Raw genomic sequence first — 17564 nt, 5'->3', positions numbered from 1 at the left:
CTTTTCAAAACAAGATCATGAGACATTCAACTTATTTAAGTCCAATTATACTTGGGATTTTAATAGCATGCAGTTCTCCTACTGAGAATTTGGAAGCAGAGAGTCCTGCTACAGTTTATTTCGGAGGAGACATCATTACTATGGAGGGAGATTCTCCGGAATATGTAGAAGCTTTGGTTGAAAAAGATGGAAAAATCCTTTTTGTTGGATCTAGTGCTGAGGCTATGAAAGAAGCTGGCCAAGGACATCAAATGGTAAATTTGGGAGGGAAAACACTAGTTCCTGGATTTATTGACGGACATGCCCATTTTTACAATTTCGGAGCTCAGGCCATTACTGCCAATTTATTAGCAAGTCCTGATGGAAATGTCAATGATATTCCTTCTCTGATCGAAACCCTAAAAAACTGGTATTCCAAATCTGGAATCGATAAAACAAATGGATGGATATTTGGATTAGGCTTTGATGATGCTGCATTGAAAGAAAACCGATTCCCTACAAGACATGATTTGGATTTGGTCAATGATACTCTTCCTGTGATGGTTTCTCATATTTCAGGTCATTTTGCAGTAGTCAATACAAAAGGCTTAGAAATTCTTGAAATCAATGCATCTACTCCCAATCCGGAAGGTGGAGTCATCAGAAGAGAAGCAGATGGAGAGTCGCCCAATGGAGTTCTTGAGGAATTGGCAGCAATACCAAGTATGCTTAAAGTCTTAACTCCATCCTCCTCGGATATTGCTGACTTTTATTTGGATAAGGGCCAAGAAATGGCAGCAAGTTATGGATACACCACAGCCCAAGAAGGAAGAGCTATGAGCAATCATGAATTATTGGCAAGTTATGCCGATCGAGGGAATCTCAAGCTTGATGTCGTAAGCTATATCGATTATGCATTCCCTCAATACATGGAATCTAAATGGAACAGCAAGGACTACAATAACCATTATAGAATTGGCGGGTTGAAGCTTACGCTTGATGGTTCACCACAGGGAAGAACAGCTTGGCGAACTACTCCATACCTACTTCCTCCAGATGGGCAAAAAGAAGGATACAGCGGTTACCCCGCTATTCCAGAGGATTCAGAGGTTCAACGAATCGTTGATTTGGCTTATAAGAATAACTGGCAACTTCTGGCCCATACCAATGGAGATGCTGCTGCAGATCAATTGATCAAAGCCGTTGGGAATTCCTCCCAAAAATTCGGAAATGAGAATAGAAGAACTGTTTTGATCCATGGACAACTCATTCGACAAGATCAACTTGACAGCCTTGCCAAATATGACATGGTAGCCTCTCTCTTCCCAATGCATACTTTTTATTGGGGAGATTGGTACAAGGAAATCATCGGAGCGGAAGCAGCTCAAAAAATCAGTCCGATTAAATCAGCTTTAAACAAGGGAATTCATGTCACTAGTCACACGGATGCACCAGTTGCATTACCAAATTTAATGATGATCCTTTGGACCACGGTAAATAGACTCAGCCGTAGTGGAACGGTGATGGGAGAAAATGAAAGATTATCTCCCTATGAAGCCTTACAATGTATCACCTCCTGGAGTGCTTGGCAGCATTTCGAAGAGGATAAGAAAGGAACTTTAAGTCCTGGAAAATTGGCAGATTTAGTGATTTTGGACAAAAATCCATTAAAAGTAGATCCATTAACAATTAAGGAAATTCAAGTGATGGAAACCATCAAAGAAGGACATAGCATTTTCAAAAGAGAATAGAACAAACTATCACTTTTCAAATTCATTAGACAGAAGGAAATGTCAATGTACATTTCCTTCTGTCCATTCTTTATAAATTTTTGATTGCTTCTCATTAGTATCTGAGCTCCGAACAATGGTGAATCTATCTTTCCCATCCCCTATGGATTTTTCTAGTTCCAAACCTGCCATTAGAAGGTATTTCTGATAATCCAGCGGCTTTGTAGTTTGTAAATAGTCAAAAAGCTCTCCCAGAGGCATCCCAGCTGCAGTTTCACAGGCTTCGCGGATCTCAGCATCTGTAAACCCTCTTCCCAAATCCTTGTAATAATGATTGTACATGAAGCGCATCACATCATCCAAGGATTGTTGGTTATTAGAAGCATTTCTGATTGCAAAATCAATCAAAAGACCTACTACTGGACCTTTTTCATAATAGGTGATTGTTGTATCCTGAGTTGTCCCCTGCTGACCAAAAGGTCCTTCATCCCAGGTTCTGTAGCTTGATTCTTCTAAAGATTGAAAATTCTTCCCCTCATCATTTTCATAGCGAGTGATCAAATCTGCGAAATAAGATAGAAACTGCTCGTCGTTGATGACTCCAGAGCGTCTCATCAAAATGTACTCGTAATAAACTGTCAACCCCTCACTCACCCACAATTGAGTGGTTCTGTTTGCTTTTTGATAATCAAATGGACCTAATTCTACAGGTCTGATTCGCTTTGCATTGTAATGGTGATAATACTCATGAGTCAAAAAAGCAATGGCCCCATTGACAGCACCTTCAGTTTGAAGTTGGTTTCCATCTAAACTGAATGTCGTATTATTCAAATGCTCGATCCCTCCTCTTCCCGGTCCAATTGAGATAAAAGTATATTCATCAAAAGGGATATCCCCCATCAATTCAACTGATTCCTCCAAAGAATTTTTAAGTCGATTGATAAAATCCTGCTTGTCAAACTCCCCTATCTGATGAGCTAAAAACCGATGCTTCACTCCTGCTACTTCAAAGCTTGGTAGCTCTTCCAAATTCCCAATCAACAAGGGACTATCAAACAAAACATCCATATCAACTGCAGAAAAGGTCAAGTCCCCTTCTACCTTCAATCCAGTTGCAACATCTTCCCAGGCATTTGGCAAATTCACTTTCACTTTTGGAGACAGATCCAATCTACCATTTGGATACAACCAAGAATTAGTTGGAACGATGTAGGCATGTTCTTGATCGACAAAACTCGTTGCCACGAACTTTCTGGTTGTTTGAATTTGGTAGGTAACTATCACAGATTTTGATCCAATTCCAGAAATCCCCCAAGTTGAAAAGTCTTTTTGAACGACAAGCAATTCATCTCCTTCTAATGATAAGGCTTTGAGATTTCTTATATTCTTGCCGTAGTCCATGAGTTGATAGTATCCTGGCATCCAGCGAGGCATTTGCAAAGTCAGGTCGCTTTCCGAAAGTCCACCAATTTCCATTTCAACCTGATAGGCTCCCGAACTCGGATCAGGAAATGAAATCGTATAGCTCAACTCAGTCTGGGCATAAAGACTAATTGAGGTTAAAAACAGAAAAAGGAAGGCAAATAGACCTTGTAATTGAAATTTATTCTGGTAGTTCATAGGTAGAGATTCAAACACAAAACTAAACCTACCAAAACTTTGGAACCATTGCTGTTTTTTAAAAGGCAAATTGCGGATTCAAGGAGAATCAAAAGCCCAAATTCAAATTCCCTCCCCTTCTAAATGCTTTTTCATTAAAAGCAGGAAAGGATTTATCTGCAAAATACTTTTTTCGAGCTTGCCGAAACAATTGTTGGATCATGGTCGCAACGGGACCATCTCCCCTCATCCTTCTTCCAAACTGACTATCATTGATTGATCCACCATGCATTTCGGCTACCTGATTCATTACTTTTTGATGCCGATCTGGAAAATTCTTTTTCAACCAATCTGAAAAAACCTCCCCAACTTTCCCATTCAGCCGGACAGCGGTCATTCCTGCTCCCAAGGCTCCATTTTCGGATGCCATTTTCAAAATAGAAGGAATCTCATGGTGATTCAATCCGGGAATAATTGGAGCATTCATCACCCCCACAGGAATATTTGCTTTCGATAGTTCTTCAATGGTTCGCATCCTTTTGATCGCGCTGGCAGTTCTGGGTTCCATTCTTCTCCTCAGATCTTCATTTAGGGTCGTTATGGATATAAAAACCTGGACCAGACCATCTTTTGCCAGATCCTGCAAAAGATCCAAATCACGGAGTATCAGACTGTTTTTGGTAATCAACCCAACAGGATGTCTATATTTGACAAAGACCTCCAAAAGTCTACGTGTTATACCCATTTCCCGTTCCAGTGGTTGATAACAATCGGTATTTCCAGACAATGAAATCGGCGCCACTTTCCATCTCGGATTCAAAAGAAACTTTTCCAAAAGCCCAGGAGCATCAGGCTTTGCCATTAGTTTGGTTTCAAAATCCAAACCTGCGGTAAACCCATAAAATTCATGGGTATTCCTTGCATAGCAATAACTGCAACCATGCTCACAACCCTGGTAGGGATTTAGAGAAAAGGCCAAAGGGATATCAGGGCTTTTGACAGGATTGACGATTGTCTTGGGATGCTCAAAAAACACCTCTGTTTTTGGTATAGATATCAACTCTTCATCCAAACCTTCTATATGTTCAGAAACCACTCGCCTTTCCAAAAACCTGTTTCCAGTCTGGACCTGAGATCCCCTTCCTTTGAAATAACCCTCTTCCATGTCAATAATATTGTCAAATGCTTCACATATAGTTTAAGGAAGTTTTTGCAAAAATGAACCAGCAACGACAAAAACTGTCAACTCAAACTTTAGGAAAAATGTAATTCAATGTTTATTTATTGTTTTTCAATAAATTTTTACTTTTTTTTGAAAAAAACATTCGAAAATGAACGCTGAAAAAACACTACCTCTCCTCAAGGTCTTTTCCTGGATTATTTACATTGGAATCAGTATCAAAACAGGAACAATCATCATTTCTTATTTGGTCAGTATTTTTGTAAACCCTCAAGCGTCGGCTGACTTAGGATTAAGTTTGGACCTTTCTTCCTTGATGGAATTCAACCCACTTTATTATCATTTTATGCTATCCTAGGTGATAGTGATCTGGATGCTTAAAGCAAGCATCATGTACCAGGTTATTCACATTTTCAATAAGCTAAAATTGGTACAACCATTTACAGAGGAAGTATATTCTCATATTTACAAAATGAGCCAATTAGCCTTGTCAACAGGTCTACTCTCCTATGGGGCATACATATATAGTCGATGGATTTCCAAATTTGAAGTTGACCTCGCTAACCTTCAGGAGTTTATAAGCGGAAGAGCAGAGTTTCTTTTTATGGCTGCCATCTTATTTGTTATTTCTCAGGTCTTCAAAAGAGGAATTGAAATTCAAGCTGAAAGCGAATTAACCATTTGAGCCATGCCTATTATTGTCAATTTGGATGTCATGATGGCCAAAAGAAAAATGTCTCTCAATGAACTATCCGAAAAAGTAGAAGTCACACTTTCCAATCTTTCAATTTTAAAAACCGGAAAAGCCAAAGCTGTTAGATTCAGTACTTTAGAATCAATTTGCAAAGCCTTGGATTGCCAACCTGGAGACATTTTGGAATTCAGAGATGAATAAAAAAAGAGGAGCTTTTAACTCCTCTTTTCAATTTATTTCTCCTGCTCTGAAAGCCATTCCATGATAGTTACTGGCCTATCTTCTGAGTAAACTTGTTTCCCATCAAAATCCAGCCTTGCCTTATTGGCATGGGAATAAATCCAAGACCAATGCCCGGGATAGTAATAATCCTCTCCCCCATAAAACCCGGTAATATCTGTCACATGTTTATAGTAGGAAAAATGGACACTTTTTGCTCCTGCATCCTTTAATCTATGGTATAATGGAACTACCGTTTCATCAGGCTTTGTAGTACCGTCATCCTCAGAATGTACAAACCAAATCGGAACGTTCTTGATAGATTTGACTTGTTCATCAGAAACAAACTCATTGCTGTAGGCCAAGGCAGAAATATAGCCAGCTGCGAAATAATCAGGGTGCTCCAAAATCAGTTTCAGAGACATATAGCCTCCATTTGAGCAGCCGCCGACATAAATTCTGTTTGTATCTATCTGTGGATTCTTAGCTACAAAATCTTCAAATAAGGCGAATAAAGCCTCGTGGTAAATATCTTCCGCATTCCCTCGAGTCATTCCGTCGGCAGCTTGCATCCAGAAGGTTGGAGCTTGAGGAGCCAGGACATAGGCACCACTCTCTCCAAACAAGGCCTGAATCTCAGGTGAAGCATAATTTGCCGCTCTATTTCCCAAAAGAGGGATCGTAGGGTCTGTTCCTCCTTCACCACCTCCATGTAGCCAGATGATCAATGGAACTTTAGCCTGAATGGATTTTGGGGTAAAAGCAGCATAGGACATGGTTATGCTTCCATTTGAAAACTTCCCATTGAGATCATAATCATCAACCAATGGCATTTTCTTTCCTATTTTCTGATCCCAAACCTGATTGTTCTTTTTATGGACAATAGTTAGAGAATAATTCACCCAAAAGTTTCCTCCTCTACCTCCAGATCTCATGTATTGAAAAGGGGATCCAATTGGTAAAATCGGACTGACCTCTAGAACCAAGGTGATAAACATTCCCGCTTCTACTCGATTTCCATCAGCATCGGAAGTATAGGCAAAGACTACATTTCTTTCTCCATTGGTTTGGCTGGCAGGAATTTCTCCTTCATCGGTACTTCTGGTTGCAAAAACTTTAAAGTCAGTCGGTGAAAAATCTTTAATTTCCTGCTCATTTCTCAAGATTACCTTGCTAACAGCAGGTCCCCAATCAAAGCCTTCGACCACCAGCTTATATTCTCGATTTGGGTCAAAATCTTCATTAATAACTTCAGCCCAGGTAAACTGGAATGCCAGCAACAAGGCCAAAAAAAGAGTGATTTTTTTCATGGTTATGTTAGGTTTATAGATAAGTGATTTTCAATCTATTTAAACAAAACCTAAGAACAAAACAGCTACTATTTGATAAGTGGGATTTGAATTCGATTTATCTTATTTCACTTAATATTCCCTTTTTTCAATTCCTTCACAGCATGGTCCACTGCTCTTGCGGTCAATGCCATGTAAGTAATCGAAGGGTTTTGGGTTCCAGTAGAAGTCATGCATGCTCCGTCAGTAACAAAGACATTGGGGGCCAAATGCATTTGATTAAATCCATTCAAAAGAGATGTTTTTGGATCTCTACCCATTCTTACCCCTCCCATTTCATGGATATCCAATCCGGGAGCCTGTTTACTGTCTGAAGTTCTAATATTTTCACATCCCCCAACTTTCAGCATCTCTTGCCCTTGTTCAAAGAAGTCTTTCAGAATCTTTTCATCATTATCATCATAACTAACATTGATTTTAAGCTGAGGAATTCCCCATGGATCTCTTTGATCCGAACTCAAACTAACTTGATTACTTTCCTTTGGGATGGTTTCAGCCTGAATCATCATATACACCCCCCAAGGTCCCGGTTTGGTATTCGCTTCTTTGAATTCAGCTCCAAAGCCTTCCGTTTGAGCATGTCCAAAACCTGCTCTTCCTGCTGAATAGAAAGTCATATACCCCCTCAAAAAGTCCATTTCCTGCTTTTTTACATTTCGGAAATTAGGCATCATGATAGCTGTAGGCCTTCTGCCGAAATAGTATTTATCCTCAAATCCTTCAAAATTGGCAGAGATTGTACCTCTGTAATTATGGAAAGCAATGTATTTCCCCAAAATCCCAAAGTCGTTCCCAAGACCGTTTGGAAATCGCTTAGAGGTACTGTTCAAAAGAATCAAATTAGTATTCAAAGCCGCAGCATTGAGGAAAATAACTTTAGCAAAATATTCCCGCTCTTCTTTGGTAATTCTATCAATCACGCGAACCCCCGTGGCTTTTCCTTTCTCCTCATCCCAAATCACCGAATGAACCACCGAATCAGGTCTCACAGTCAAGTTTCCCGTTTTTGCAGCCCAAGGCAAAGTCGCAGAATTGGAGCTGAAATATCCACCAAAAGGACACCCTCTGTAGCATTGATTTCTAGCCATACATTGACCTCTTCCCTGTGCTAAATGCTCTTCTTTGGGTGAGGTCAAATGAGCACATCGGCCAATGATAAATTTTCTATCCTTGTAATGAGCATTGATTCTGTCTTTCACTTCCTTTTCTACACAGTTCATCTCCCAAGCTTTGAGAAACTCTCCATCGGGCAAAGTATCTAATCCTTCGTAACTTCCTGAAATACCAACAAATCTCTCCACATGGCTATACCAAGGAGCTACATCCTCATATCGAATTGGCCAATCTACAGCGAAGCCATCTCTACCGGGTCCCTCAAAATCATACTTGCTCCATCGCTGAGTTTGTCTTGCCCAAATCAACGATTTCCCACCAACTTGATAGCCACGAACCCAATCAAAGGGCTTTTCCTGAACATAGGGATGCTCCGAATCTTTTACAAAAAAATGTTCTGTATCCTCTTTGTAGGCATAACATCGATTGACAACTGGATTCTCCAATTTATCAGCTCTTGGAATCTGATTATGATGAGGCATCTCCCAAGGAGCAGAAGTCATGGTTGGATAATCTTTGAGATGCTGCACATCCCTTCCTCTTTCCAAGACCAAAGTTTTTAAGCCTTTCTCACATAGTTCCTTTGCTGCCCATCCACCGGAAATTCCCGAACCGACAACAATCGCATCATATTGATTTGATTCCATTTCAAAAATTGGATTTTCTATTTTCAAAAAGATGGATTAAGAAATCTTCATCTACATCTTTCTCAAATGTCATTTTATAAACTTAAGTTTAGTCTGAATTTGATAGATTTTTATGAAAAAGTTATTCCTATTGTCCTCGTTTTTTATAATCGGTATCTTCTTTTCCGGCTTTTCGCAAGAAAGAATTCAAATGCCTGAAAAAGGCCTATGTGCACATCGAGGTGCAATGGATAATCGACCTGAAAATACGATTCCCGCCTTCGAATATTCCATAGATAAAGGTGTCCAAATGATCGAATTTGATGTCCAATTTACCAAAGACAGTGCCTTGGTCATCATGCATGACGGTACCGTTGACAGAACCACCGATGGAAGCGGAAAAGTGGAAGAACTGAAGTTTGCTCAAATCCGAGCATTGGATGCAGGAGCTTGGTTTGATACAAAATTTACAGGAACCAAAGTCCCAACATTAGAAGAAACTCTTCAATTGATGCCCAAAAATATTTGGATCAATTGTCATTTGAAAGGTGGAGCTGAATTGGGAATTGCTGTAGCCAAAGAGATTTTGAAGCAAAATAGAGAACACCAGGTTCTTTTGACTGCTGAAGAAGACGCGATCGAAGCTGCCAGAGATTTTAACCCAAAAATTCTTATCTCCAATGTCGAAAGTTCATACAGAAACGAACCAATTTCCTATGCAGAATCGACTGTTTCTTTGGGAGCAAATGGACTTCAATTTCGGATTCCTTCAGAAGGGAAAATTCCTCAAAAGGCAATTCAGATGCTCAAAGAAAAAGGAATTATCATCAATTACTTTTACGCCAAAACCTCTGAGGAATTGGAATCTCTATGGGATCAAGGGATCGATTTTATTTTGGTAAATGAACTGGAGGAATTTATGGAAGAGGCAAAAAAAATGGGTATCACTCCCGCAATACCCATCTATTAATTTAAAATCTCTTATTCATATCTCAAGGATTCAATTGGATCCATTTTGCTAGCTTTGTAGGCAGGAACTACACCTGAAAGAAGTCCTACCACCACACAAATCATAAAGGCAACGAACATCCATAGCCAAGGTACCAAGAAACCACCAGGCCCAATCGCATTGGCAATGATATTCCCGATAGCCATCCCGAGGATCACTCCGAATATTCCTCCCAAGACACAGATCATAATTGCCTCGATCAAAAACTGCTGACGAATTCTAAGTGGGGTTGCTCCCAAGGCTTTTCTGATACCTATCTCACGGGTTCTCTCTGTAACGGATACGAGCATGATATTCATCAAGCCAATCGACGCTCCCAAAAGGGTGATAAAACCGATTCCAAACCCACCAATTCTCAAATATCCGGCTACTTCTTCCAAGCTTTCAGCTACAGATCTGCTTTTAGTCAAATCAAAAGAATCTTCTTGGGCAACTCTATCCTGACGGATTTTACGCATCATACCGATCGCTTGGCCCATTTCATAATCTATCCTTTCTGGACCGGAAGCAATTGCAGTAACACTATAATTAAACACACCTCTTTTATCTAATCTTGCAGCGTTTTCGATTGGAATTAAAATCTGTCTATCGGCACCTTGATCCTGCCCCACTCCACCTTGCTCTTCCAATACCCCAACAATAGTGTAAGGTCTACCAAGGAAACTAATTTTCTGATTGATAGGATCTTCATTGGCTTCGAAAAGCGTCTCCTTGATCTCTTTTCCTATAATGCAGACATTATTTCCATATCGAACTTCGAGGTTGGAAAAATTCCTTCCACTTGCCAGTTTCATGGCTTTAATGTTCATATAATTTTCATCACCGCCTCTGATTCTTGTATTCGGGTTGGTAGTTTCAGAACCTCTTTTGATCTCGGCTGCCCCTGTGACACTGGCATAAACTGTAGAAATACCCAGCGCAGTATAAGCCTGCTTAAAATCCTGAACTTCACGGAATGTTAGTTTTGGATAGGTTTTCTCTTCCTTACCATCTTGGATTGCCCTACCACCACTAAATCCTTTATTTCGGATATCAAATGAATTGGCACCGAGCCCTGAAAAACTTTCTGCAATCTGACTTTTGATCCCATCAATAGCAGTCAGCATCCCTACCAAAGAGGAAATCCCCACAGCAATGATAGCTCCAGTCAAAATGGTTCTCAGAATATTTACTTGAACAGACTTTAAAGCCTCTCTTACATTTTCGATCAAATTCATGGAATGTCCGTATTAGAACAGGTTTTTTAAAAATTCCTTTCTCTCAACCTTAATAATAAACAAATACGAAGGATATGGCTATAGGATTAATAAAAATTTCAAATACCACCAGAAGTTTAAGTTCAAAAAAAACTTTAATGCATCCGATCTCCTCGGATTTCCATTTTCTTTAGTACCTCCGCCTCAAAATCCAACCATTCTTGCCAACGCTTATTGACGATTTCTGGATCTTGATATTTTCTAGCCATTTCAATGAAAGTCACATAATGACCAGCTTCTGAAATCATCAGCTCATAGTAAAATTTTTGAAGCTCATCATCCTGAATATTCTGAGACAAAAGCTTAAAACGCTCACAACTTCTCGCTTCGATTAGTGCATTCAAAAGCAAATGCTCAGTAAGCTGTGACATACGACTCCCGCCTTTTCTCACAAAAGCGTTAAGTTGGGTCACATACTCATCTTTTCTTGCCATTCCGAATTTCATATCACGCTTTCGGATTTGATCCATCACCCGCTCAAAATGCCCCCATTCCTCAGCTACAATTGGAGTCAAGGTATCCACCAACTCGTCTAAATCATTGAATCGAACAATCAAAGAAATACAAGAAGAAGCGGCCTTCTGCTCACAATAAGCATGATCAGTCAAAATGTCTTCTATTTGCATTTCTGCAATCCCAACCCATCTAGGATCAGTCGGTAATTTCAGATGAAGCATTTTCTGTCTCGTACTCTCTTCCCAACTCATAATCAATCAAATAAATACCAGGTAATTCCTAAATCCAGAAATGATTTGATACCCGTATAATCAGGAGTCACGAAGTAACCTTCCTGCTCCATAAACCCTGCATTCAAGTGATTGTACTTCAACAATACCCGAGTTCTATTGATTCGGAAATCCAAGAAGAAATCAGCTACAGGATAAGCATAAACATCAAATCTGTCTTGTAAATAGAACTGTTGAGTCCCTGCATAATAGGCATTGGCGTAATAGCTCGATTTATACCGAACATCCACTCCCATTTGGATAAAAACATTGTCATTGAAAGCTGGGCTATCAAAATAGAATCGTGTATTTCCATAGACTCTTGGAATACGAAATACATCCGAAGCCTCTCCTGAAATATTGGTCAAAACCACTTCAGTATCCCATTGGAACTTCCTTCCTACAGGTATGGATGCTTTCAACCCAGGCATTAACATATATGCTTCTCCACTGGCTTGAGCTGGCATCCTATTCTCATCAAAATAAACGTAATTATTTACTCGATTAATGGTAAGAGATGGCCTAAGATGAATTCTATTCAGATCTAATTTCAAAGTTGCTTTGATCTGATCGACTCCAATATTGCCAAAGTTATTGGACCATTCGTATTGATTCCCAGCATATAGCTGCTGCATGGAAGTGGGTTTATAGACGGCTTTGGTATATTCTCCATCGAGCCAAGGAGATTGGAATTTTCCATGAATTCGAAATGCTCCAGGAATCAAATATTCTCCATCAGCGCTCAAACTCCATTTTTCAGAAAGTTTTCCGATCAGTTCACCACCTAGATAAACCTCATTGAAGGCATTGTTGGACTCAAAAAATGTACTCCTCATTCTTCCGTTTCTCAAGCGAGTAAATGCATTGTAATAAAACCCTCCAAAGGTTCCTTTGAAACCAAACTCATTTCGCCATTCAGAGAAATTGTTGAAATTTCTTGTGGTGTCTTGGTGATGAAGCCGAGTCGAAGGGTAATAGGATGAGTCGCTAGTCGTCAAATCTGCATCCACAACAACTTCCTGCTTTCTTTTATCAAAAATATGATAAATCTGCAGCCCATCTCGCACCTTATACTCATGGTATATGTGATAGTCTTGCCTTAAATCCCGCGCTTGTGTGTAGCGAAGCCAAACCTTGGCATCTTCATAGGTAAAGTAAACCGAAGTACTGTCTTCCTCAGGAGGAATGATCCCACCGATCTCATTTACAACATGGCGCATTCTGGAGAATGTTCCCAAAATCCAATATCTCCCATTTTCAGATCGATAATTAGAATGGAGAGAATAGCTCGTCTGATTAACCATGTTATCATCCCTGGCTGTCGGATTCAATGTTTTTCTCGACTTTATAGTGTGGAAATCGAAGCCTACATTCCATCTGGAATTGATATTTCTGGCAAACTTGATGTCCAACATATTTCGGTTTCCCCCTCCAAAAAAAGCAGACATTTCTGTGAATGGAGATTTGGTATCAAAATACTTATTGTCAGAAGGGTCTCTGAAATAAATATCGTAAGCACTAAAGCCTGAAGTAGTCCCGATTATTTTTGGAACTTGATAAAAAACTGGTGTAGCAGCACTACCAATATTTCCCAAATCCTGATATTTCCAACCACTTTTAGCTACTGGATCATAATTATGAAAATTAGTCAAGGAAGTATCCTGAGGATATAAAACGAGACTATTTCTCTTGATATCTTTTTCGAAATAATAGAGGGCGGTTTTAGGTCCAAAGACCATTTTGGTACTATCATCCAACAAAGATTTTCTAAGATTTTGCTCTCCTTCTTCACCTTCTTCCGGATCGACTTCCCTTACGGTTTTGGGCCCATTTCCCCCACGGGTATTGGTCGTGGTACGCTGAGCCACAGCGAATTCAGCAATTCCCATCAAGACCAGGAAACATATTCCAAATAGAGCTTTATTCACAGGATTTGTCTTAGGTAAAGACTTTTTGTTGGATTAGATCAATTAGTTTTTGCTCATCCTCAGGAGAAAAGACCACCTGAATTGGCAGGACAAAAATCGGAATTTCTCCCAAAAAACCATTTGGAAGCAAGTTTTTTACTTTGACTCCATCTTTTTCTGTGGTCAGAAAAACGACTTCATCTTTTGGATAGCTTTCCGATTCTCTTTTCAATTTGGCTAAATCCTCTTCAGTATAGTCGTGGTGATCCGGAAATTTATGAAAGTTTAATACTTCAAAATTTTCTCTACAATACCTTTCTAAAATTTCAGTCTGAGCTATTCCGCTAAATAAAATCACTTTTTTGGAAAACAGATCTTGTTCTGAAATGGGAACTGGACCTCCATAACCGATGGAAGAAAACAAAACTGGTTTTTCAGAGCCAGCATACTTGCCTACCTCACGGATAATTTCATTCTTTTGATCAGTTTCAATTCTTTCAGGGCTTTTAGAAATCACCACAACGTCTGCTCTTTTTGCCCCTTTTCGGCTTTCTCTCAAGCGTCCCATTGGCATTAGGTAATCTTTGAAAAACGGATCATCCCAAGTGCTCAGCAAAATAGAGAAATGGGCTTTGAAAGAACGATGCTGAAAGGCATCATCCAAAATCAATAATTCTGGCCGATCGGGAAATTGATGAATTATATTTTCTGCCTGAACTCTGTCCTCTCCTACAAATACGTTGATTTCATTTCCGAATTTTTGATAAATCTGGAAAGGTTCATCTCCTATGTAGCCAGGACTCGAATCAGGTATAGCTTGCAAAAAGCCTTTGGTTTTCCGGCCGTATCCTCTAGAAAGAGTCGCTAATTTTTTTTCATCCTTAAATGCTCGAATCAAAAATTCCACCATGGGAGTCTTCCCTGTCCCTCCGACTCTCAGGTTCCCCACTAGGATGCTGGGAGTTTGGGATTGATGAGATTTTAGAATACCCTGATCATAAAGGAAATTCCTGAGGCGAGTGATCCCTCCGAATAAAAGAGCAAATGGATAAAGTAAAAATGCCAAAGGATGCATTCCTTAGATTTTGTATTTTTGACCAAATAAACCAAAAATTTATGGGATATAAGATTCGGGAAGTAATTTCATTTTTAGAACAGCAGGCTCCTCCTGCCTATCAGGAATCCTACGACAATGCAACTTTGATCACGGGCAACCGAGAAGCCGAGATTACTGGGGTCCTTTGCAGCTTAGATTGTACAGAAGCTATTGTAGAGGAAGCCATTAAACTGGGAGCTAACCTGATTGTAGCACATCACCCCATCGTTTTCAAGGGTTTAAAAAGCTTTACTGGAAAAAATTACGTCGAAAGAACTGTCATCAAAGCCCTTAAAAATGATATCGCAATCTACGCAATCCACACGAATTTGGACCATGTAACTCATGGAGTAAATAAGAGAATTTCCGATCGATTGGACCTAACCAATACCCAGATCCTCCAACCCAAAAAACAATTGCTTCAAAAGCTAGTGTTTTTTGTGCCTGAAGAAAACAAACAAGAGGTATTGGATGCTGTATATGCTGCCGGAGCAGGTCAAATTGGTGAATACAAGGATTGCTCATTTCAAATCAAAGGAATGGGGACTTTCACTCCTTCCGAGAAAGCCAACCCTCATATTGGCAAGAAAGGAACTCCTGAATATGTAGCTGAAATTAGAGCAGAAGTCATTCTTCCATCCTATCTCAGCAGCAAAGTGATCAATGCCATGAAAACAGCCCATCCTTATGAGGAAGTAGCATACTATCTTCAAAATCTTGAGAACCTAAACCAAGAAGTCGGAGCTGGAATGGTAGGAAGTCTTTCTGAAGAAATGACTGAAGACCAATTCATGGATCACCTTCAAGCAAAAATGAACTTGAAAACATTCAAACACACGTCTTTTTTAGGTAAAAAGATTAAAAAAGTCGCTGTTTGTGGAGGTGCAGGAATTTTTCTTTTGAATGATGCAAAAAGAGCCCGAGCTGATGTATTTATTACCTCTGACGTGAAATACCACGAGTTTTTTGATGCCGACAGCCAATTAATTCTTTGTGATATCGGACATTATGAGAGCGAAATTTTCACAAAAGAATTACTTGGCGAACTATTGTCACAAAATTTTCCTAATATTGCACTCTATTTGACAAAAGTAGTTACAAATCCCACATCCTACCGATAGTACATGGAAAGTACAGTAGCACAAAAACTCGAGGCAATTCATAACCTTCAGCTTATAGATTCAAGATTAGATTCCATAATTAAAGTCCGTGGAGCACTTCCTGAGGAAGTTCAGGATCTAGAAGATGAAATCGCTGGCTACGAAACTAGACTTGAAAAATTCAACAACGAGATCCAATCTTTCGAAGATGAGATCAAAGCTTTGAAGGATAGCATTAAAGAATCTGAAAAACTGATTAAGAAATATCAGGAACAGCAGATGAATGTACGAAACAACCGTGAGTACGATGCGATCACTAAAGAGTTGGAACTTCAAGATCTTGAGATTCAAGTTGCCAAGAAGAAAATTGGAGAAGCTGGCGTTAGAATTGACACCAAAAAGCACGATTTGGATGAGTTAACAGAAGTAATGAAGGATAGACAGAAAGACCTTGATTTGAAAAAGGACGAGCTATCTACCATCATCTCTGAAAGCGAAAACGAAGAGGCTAAATTAAATGCAGATCGTGAGAAGGCTGTGAAAAAGGTGGAAGAAAGGTTATTGAAATCTTACACCAAAATCAGAGCGAATGCCAAAAACGGTTTGGCAGTTGTTATGGTCAAAAGAGGGGCTTGTGGCGGATGTTTCAACACTGTTCCACCACAAAGACAAGCAGACATTCGTGAAAAGAAAAAATTGATCGTTTGTGAGCACTGTGGAAGAATCCTTGCAGGAGTTGAAGACGAAATCGTCGAAGAACCAGCACCAAAGAGAAAAAGAACCGCAAGGTCTTAATTTCATACCTAGAAAAAGAAACCCCGAATCTTCGGGGTTTTTTATTGCACTTTTTTTAGAGGCTCTTTTGGATTTCAAGCTTTTTAATTTTTATATTGAAAGCTATGAGAGTACTGTTAATCACCCTGTTCACTCTGATAACCTTTAATTTATCTTGGGCCAATGAAGACGATACCAAAACATTTTTGGTTCTTTTCAAATCCAAAGAATTAAAGTCACATCAGACCAATTTAAAAGAGATTGAATCCCAATTTTCTTTGTTTGATACGAAAACCTATTCTGGTAATTCGGAGCTAGCTTTATTGATCGAAATCCCATCTTGTGATTTTGATGAGTGCTTTCTCGGGGACTTCTTGATTGATACTGGTAAAAATTCAGCTATTAAATTGCAAGAAATTGCATTTAGACTTTTTGATATTACTGAAAGCAAAAAGACCATGGAGGTTTATTTGGAAGCACACCAAAATCAAGAGAATTCCAAAAGAAATCAAAAAGCCCAGTAACCTTAGCTAGGTTTATCCAAGGCTTTTTAAATGCTCTCTATCATTCCCTTTTTTGAGGACGAAGGTTCCGTCTTCCAATTGATCCAATAAATACAGGCAAAGGTTGCTATGCTCGAATTGATCCATGAATCGCAGGTCATAGTTGAAAATCAAACTAAGGAAGATTCTCATAGCCCTACCGTGCATACACACCAAAACCGTTTCGCCTGGACCATCTAAGATTTTTTGTATCCCTTTGCTCATTCTCTCGGCAACAGTATTGGGACTTTCCCCACCTGCAATCGCATAATCCAAATTACCCTGCTGCCATTGGTGAAGCATGTGCTGATAGTACTGACTTTCCTCAGGTGTCATTGGTGTCCCTTCATAATCTCCCCAAGAAATCTCATTCAATTCAGGCAATGTTTCTGTAGGAATTCCCTTTTCAATGAATGATTCAATCGACTGTCTGGTTCTAATCAATGCCGTATGATACGCTTGGTCAAAAGGCACGTTTTGATACGCTTCAAAAAATGCTTTTGCTTGCGCTCTTCCTGTATCATTGATAGGTGCATCTATGCCTGAGCCTTGGACGACACCTTTCAAATTAAAATCAGTCTGTCCGTGGCGTACTAAGTAAATTTTTTTTCGATTCAAGATTCTTTATTTTTGTCTCAAGCCCAAAGAAAAACAAATCCCGTCAAA

17 protein-coding genes are annotated in these 17564 nt (G+C 39.5%); 8 read left to right on the top strand and 9 right to left on the bottom strand.

Annotated elements, in window-relative coordinates; genetic code table 11:
- The first annotated feature begins 17 nt into the window (after positions 1-17).
- Positions 18-1730, top strand: coding sequence for an amidohydrolase (locus tag O0V13_RS16435; RefSeq protein ID WP_268036064.1), 1713 nt, complete (start codon positions 18-20; stop codon positions 1728-1730).
- A 42-nt stretch (positions 1731-1772) separates the two neighbouring features.
- Here O0V13_RS16435 and O0V13_RS16430 read toward each other — a convergent pair whose 3' ends face one another.
- Together O0V13_RS16430 and O0V13_RS16425 are read right to left on the bottom strand one after the other, a co-directional pair.
- The gene (locus tag O0V13_RS16430; protein WP_268036063.1) at positions 1773-3329 is read right to left on the bottom strand and encodes a M61 family metallopeptidase; all 1557 of its coding nucleotides are present in this window, start codon (positions 3327-3329) and stop codon (positions 1773-1775) included.
- Between the two features lie 88 nt (positions 3330-3417).
- Complete coding sequence (locus O0V13_RS16425) at positions 3418-4473, bottom strand: PA0069 family radical SAM protein (RefSeq protein WP_268036062.1); 1056 nt, start codon at positions 4471-4473, stop codon at positions 3418-3420.
- Positions 4474-4639: 166 nt separating this feature from the next.
- Here O0V13_RS16425 and O0V13_RS16420 point away from each other — a divergent pair, with 166 nt between their 5' ends.
- The 3 genes from O0V13_RS16420 to O0V13_RS16410 are packed head-to-tail and all read left to right on the top strand — an operon-like array spanning position 4640 to position 5383.
- Positions 4640-4846, top strand: coding sequence for a hypothetical protein (locus O0V13_RS16420; RefSeq protein ID WP_268036061.1), 207 nt, complete (start codon positions 4640-4642; stop codon positions 4844-4846).
- Positions 4847-4879: 33 nt separating this feature from the next.
- A complete protein-coding gene (locus O0V13_RS16415) occupies positions 4880-5173 on the top strand; it encodes a DUF2975 domain-containing protein (RefSeq protein WP_268036060.1) in 294 nt (97 codons plus the stop codon).
- Positions 5174-5176: 3 nt separating this feature from the next.
- Positions 5177-5383, top strand: a complete 207-nt coding sequence (locus tag O0V13_RS16410) for a helix-turn-helix domain-containing protein (RefSeq protein ID WP_268036059.1) — start codon at positions 5177-5179, stop codon at positions 5381-5383.
- 32 nt (positions 5384-5415) lie between these two features.
- On the opposite strand, the gene O0V13_RS16405 is transcribed toward O0V13_RS16410, so the two are convergent.
- Both O0V13_RS16405 and O0V13_RS16400 read right to left on the bottom strand, forming a co-directional pair.
- Complete coding sequence (locus O0V13_RS16405) at positions 5416-6711, bottom strand: prolyl oligopeptidase family serine peptidase (protein ID WP_268036058.1); 1296 nt, start codon at positions 6709-6711, stop codon at positions 5416-5418.
- A 107-nt stretch (positions 6712-6818) separates the two neighbouring features.
- Complete coding sequence (locus O0V13_RS16400) at positions 6819-8510, bottom strand: GMC oxidoreductase (RefSeq protein WP_268036057.1); 1692 nt, start codon at positions 8508-8510, stop codon at positions 6819-6821.
- Positions 8511-8622: 112 nt separating this feature from the next.
- On the opposite strand from O0V13_RS16400, the gene O0V13_RS16395 reads away from it, so the two are divergent.
- Positions 8623-9459, top strand: coding sequence for a glycerophosphodiester phosphodiesterase (locus tag O0V13_RS16395; RefSeq protein ID WP_268036056.1), 837 nt, complete (start codon positions 8623-8625; stop codon positions 9457-9459).
- 11 nt (positions 9460-9470) lie between these two features.
- On the opposite strand, the gene O0V13_RS16390 is transcribed toward O0V13_RS16395, so the two are convergent.
- The 4 genes from O0V13_RS16390 to lpxK all read right to left on the bottom strand — a co-directional run bounded on the left by O0V13_RS16390 (position 9471) and on the right by lpxK (position 14461).
- The gene (locus tag O0V13_RS16390; RefSeq protein ID WP_268036055.1) at positions 9471-10715 is read right to left on the bottom strand and encodes an ABC transporter permease; all 1245 of its coding nucleotides are present in this window, start codon (positions 10713-10715) and stop codon (positions 9471-9473) included.
- 134 nt (positions 10716-10849) lie between these two features.
- A complete protein-coding gene (locus tag O0V13_RS16385; protein ID WP_268036054.1) occupies positions 10850-11461 on the bottom strand; it encodes a tRNA-(ms[2]io[6]A)-hydroxylase in 612 nt (203 codons plus the stop codon).
- Between the two features lie 2 nt (positions 11462-11463).
- Positions 11464-13407, bottom strand: a complete 1944-nt coding sequence (locus O0V13_RS16380) for a putative porin (RefSeq protein WP_268036053.1) — start codon at positions 13405-13407, stop codon at positions 11464-11466.
- 10 nt (positions 13408-13417) lie between these two features.
- Positions 13418-14461, bottom strand: a complete 1044-nt coding sequence (lpxK, locus tag O0V13_RS16375) for a tetraacyldisaccharide 4'-kinase (protein WP_268036052.1) — start codon at positions 14459-14461, stop codon at positions 13418-13420.
- Between the two features lie 41 nt (positions 14462-14502).
- Between lpxK and O0V13_RS16370 the strand changes: the two genes are divergently transcribed.
- The 3 genes from O0V13_RS16370 to O0V13_RS16360 all read left to right on the top strand — a co-directional run bounded on the left by O0V13_RS16370 (position 14503) and on the right by O0V13_RS16360 (position 16880).
- Positions 14503-15603: a Nif3-like dinuclear metal center hexameric protein gene (locus tag O0V13_RS16370; RefSeq protein WP_268036051.1), complete on the top strand. Its 1101-nt coding sequence runs from the start codon at positions 14503-14505 to the stop codon at positions 15601-15603.
- 3 nt (positions 15604-15606) lie between these two features.
- Positions 15607-16377: a zinc ribbon domain-containing protein gene (locus tag O0V13_RS16365; protein WP_268036050.1), complete on the top strand. Its 771-nt coding sequence runs from the start codon at positions 15607-15609 to the stop codon at positions 16375-16377.
- A gap of 104 nt (positions 16378-16481) precedes the next feature.
- On the top strand, positions 16482-16880 hold the full coding sequence (locus O0V13_RS16360; RefSeq protein ID WP_268036049.1) for a hypothetical protein: 399 nt from the start codon (positions 16482-16484) through the stop codon (positions 16878-16880).
- A gap of 12 nt (positions 16881-16892) precedes the next feature.
- Here O0V13_RS16360 and O0V13_RS16355 read toward each other — a convergent pair whose 3' ends face one another.
- Positions 16893-17516 carry a histidine phosphatase family protein gene (locus O0V13_RS16355; RefSeq protein ID WP_268036048.1) on the bottom strand — a complete coding sequence of 208 codons (624 nt, stop codon included), beginning with the start codon at positions 17514-17516 and terminating at the stop codon, positions 16893-16895.
- Between the last annotated feature and the right edge of the window lie 48 nt (positions 17517-17564).

The sequence above is a fragment of the Algoriphagus sp. PAP.12 genome, assembly GCF_026652115.1.
Lineage (GTDB): Bacteria > Bacteroidota > Bacteroidia > Cytophagales > Cyclobacteriaceae > Algoriphagus.
This window is presented reverse-complemented; position numbering and strand designations above follow the sequence as displayed.

Coding starts and splice junctions, on each gene's coding strand:
- O0V13_RS16435 (WP_268036064.1), top strand. CDS start 18: ATGAGACATTCAACTTATTTAAGTCCAATTATACTTGGGATTTTAATA.
- O0V13_RS16430 (WP_268036063.1), bottom strand. CDS start 3,329: ATGAACTACCAGAATAAATTTCAATTACAAGGTCTATTTGCCTTCCTT.
- O0V13_RS16425 (WP_268036062.1), bottom strand. CDS start 4,473: ATGGAAGAGGGTTATTTCAAAGGAAGGGGATCTCAGGTCCAGACTGGA.
- O0V13_RS16420 (WP_268036061.1), top strand. CDS start 4,640: ATGAACGCTGAAAAAACACTACCTCTCCTCAAGGTCTTTTCCTGGATT.
- O0V13_RS16415 (WP_268036060.1), top strand. CDS start 4,880: ATGTACCAGGTTATTCACATTTTCAATAAGCTAAAATTGGTACAACCA.
- O0V13_RS16410 (WP_268036059.1), top strand. CDS start 5,177: ATGCCTATTATTGTCAATTTGGATGTCATGATGGCCAAAAGAAAAATG.
- O0V13_RS16405 (WP_268036058.1), bottom strand. CDS start 6,711: ATGAAAAAAATCACTCTTTTTTTGGCCTTGTTGCTGGCATTCCAGTTT.
- O0V13_RS16400 (WP_268036057.1), bottom strand. CDS start 8,510: ATGGAATCAAATCAATATGATGCGATTGTTGTCGGTTCGGGAATTTCC.
- O0V13_RS16395 (WP_268036056.1), top strand. CDS start 8,623: ATGAAAAAGTTATTCCTATTGTCCTCGTTTTTTATAATCGGTATCTTC.
- O0V13_RS16390 (WP_268036055.1), bottom strand. CDS start 10,715: ATGAATTTGATCGAAAATGTAAGAGAGGCTTTAAAGTCTGTTCAAGTA.
- O0V13_RS16385 (WP_268036054.1), bottom strand. CDS start 11,461: ATGAGTTGGGAAGAGAGTACGAGACAGAAAATGCTTCATCTGAAATTA.
- lpxK (WP_268036052.1), bottom strand. CDS start 14,461: ATGCATCCTTTGGCATTTTTACTTTATCCATTTGCTCTTTTATTCGGA.
- O0V13_RS16370 (WP_268036051.1), top strand. CDS start 14,503: ATGGGATATAAGATTCGGGAAGTAATTTCATTTTTAGAACAGCAGGCT.
- O0V13_RS16365 (WP_268036050.1), top strand. CDS start 15,607: ATGGAAAGTACAGTAGCACAAAAACTCGAGGCAATTCATAACCTTCAG.
- O0V13_RS16360 (WP_268036049.1), top strand. CDS start 16,482: ATGAGAGTACTGTTAATCACCCTGTTCACTCTGATAACCTTTAATTTA.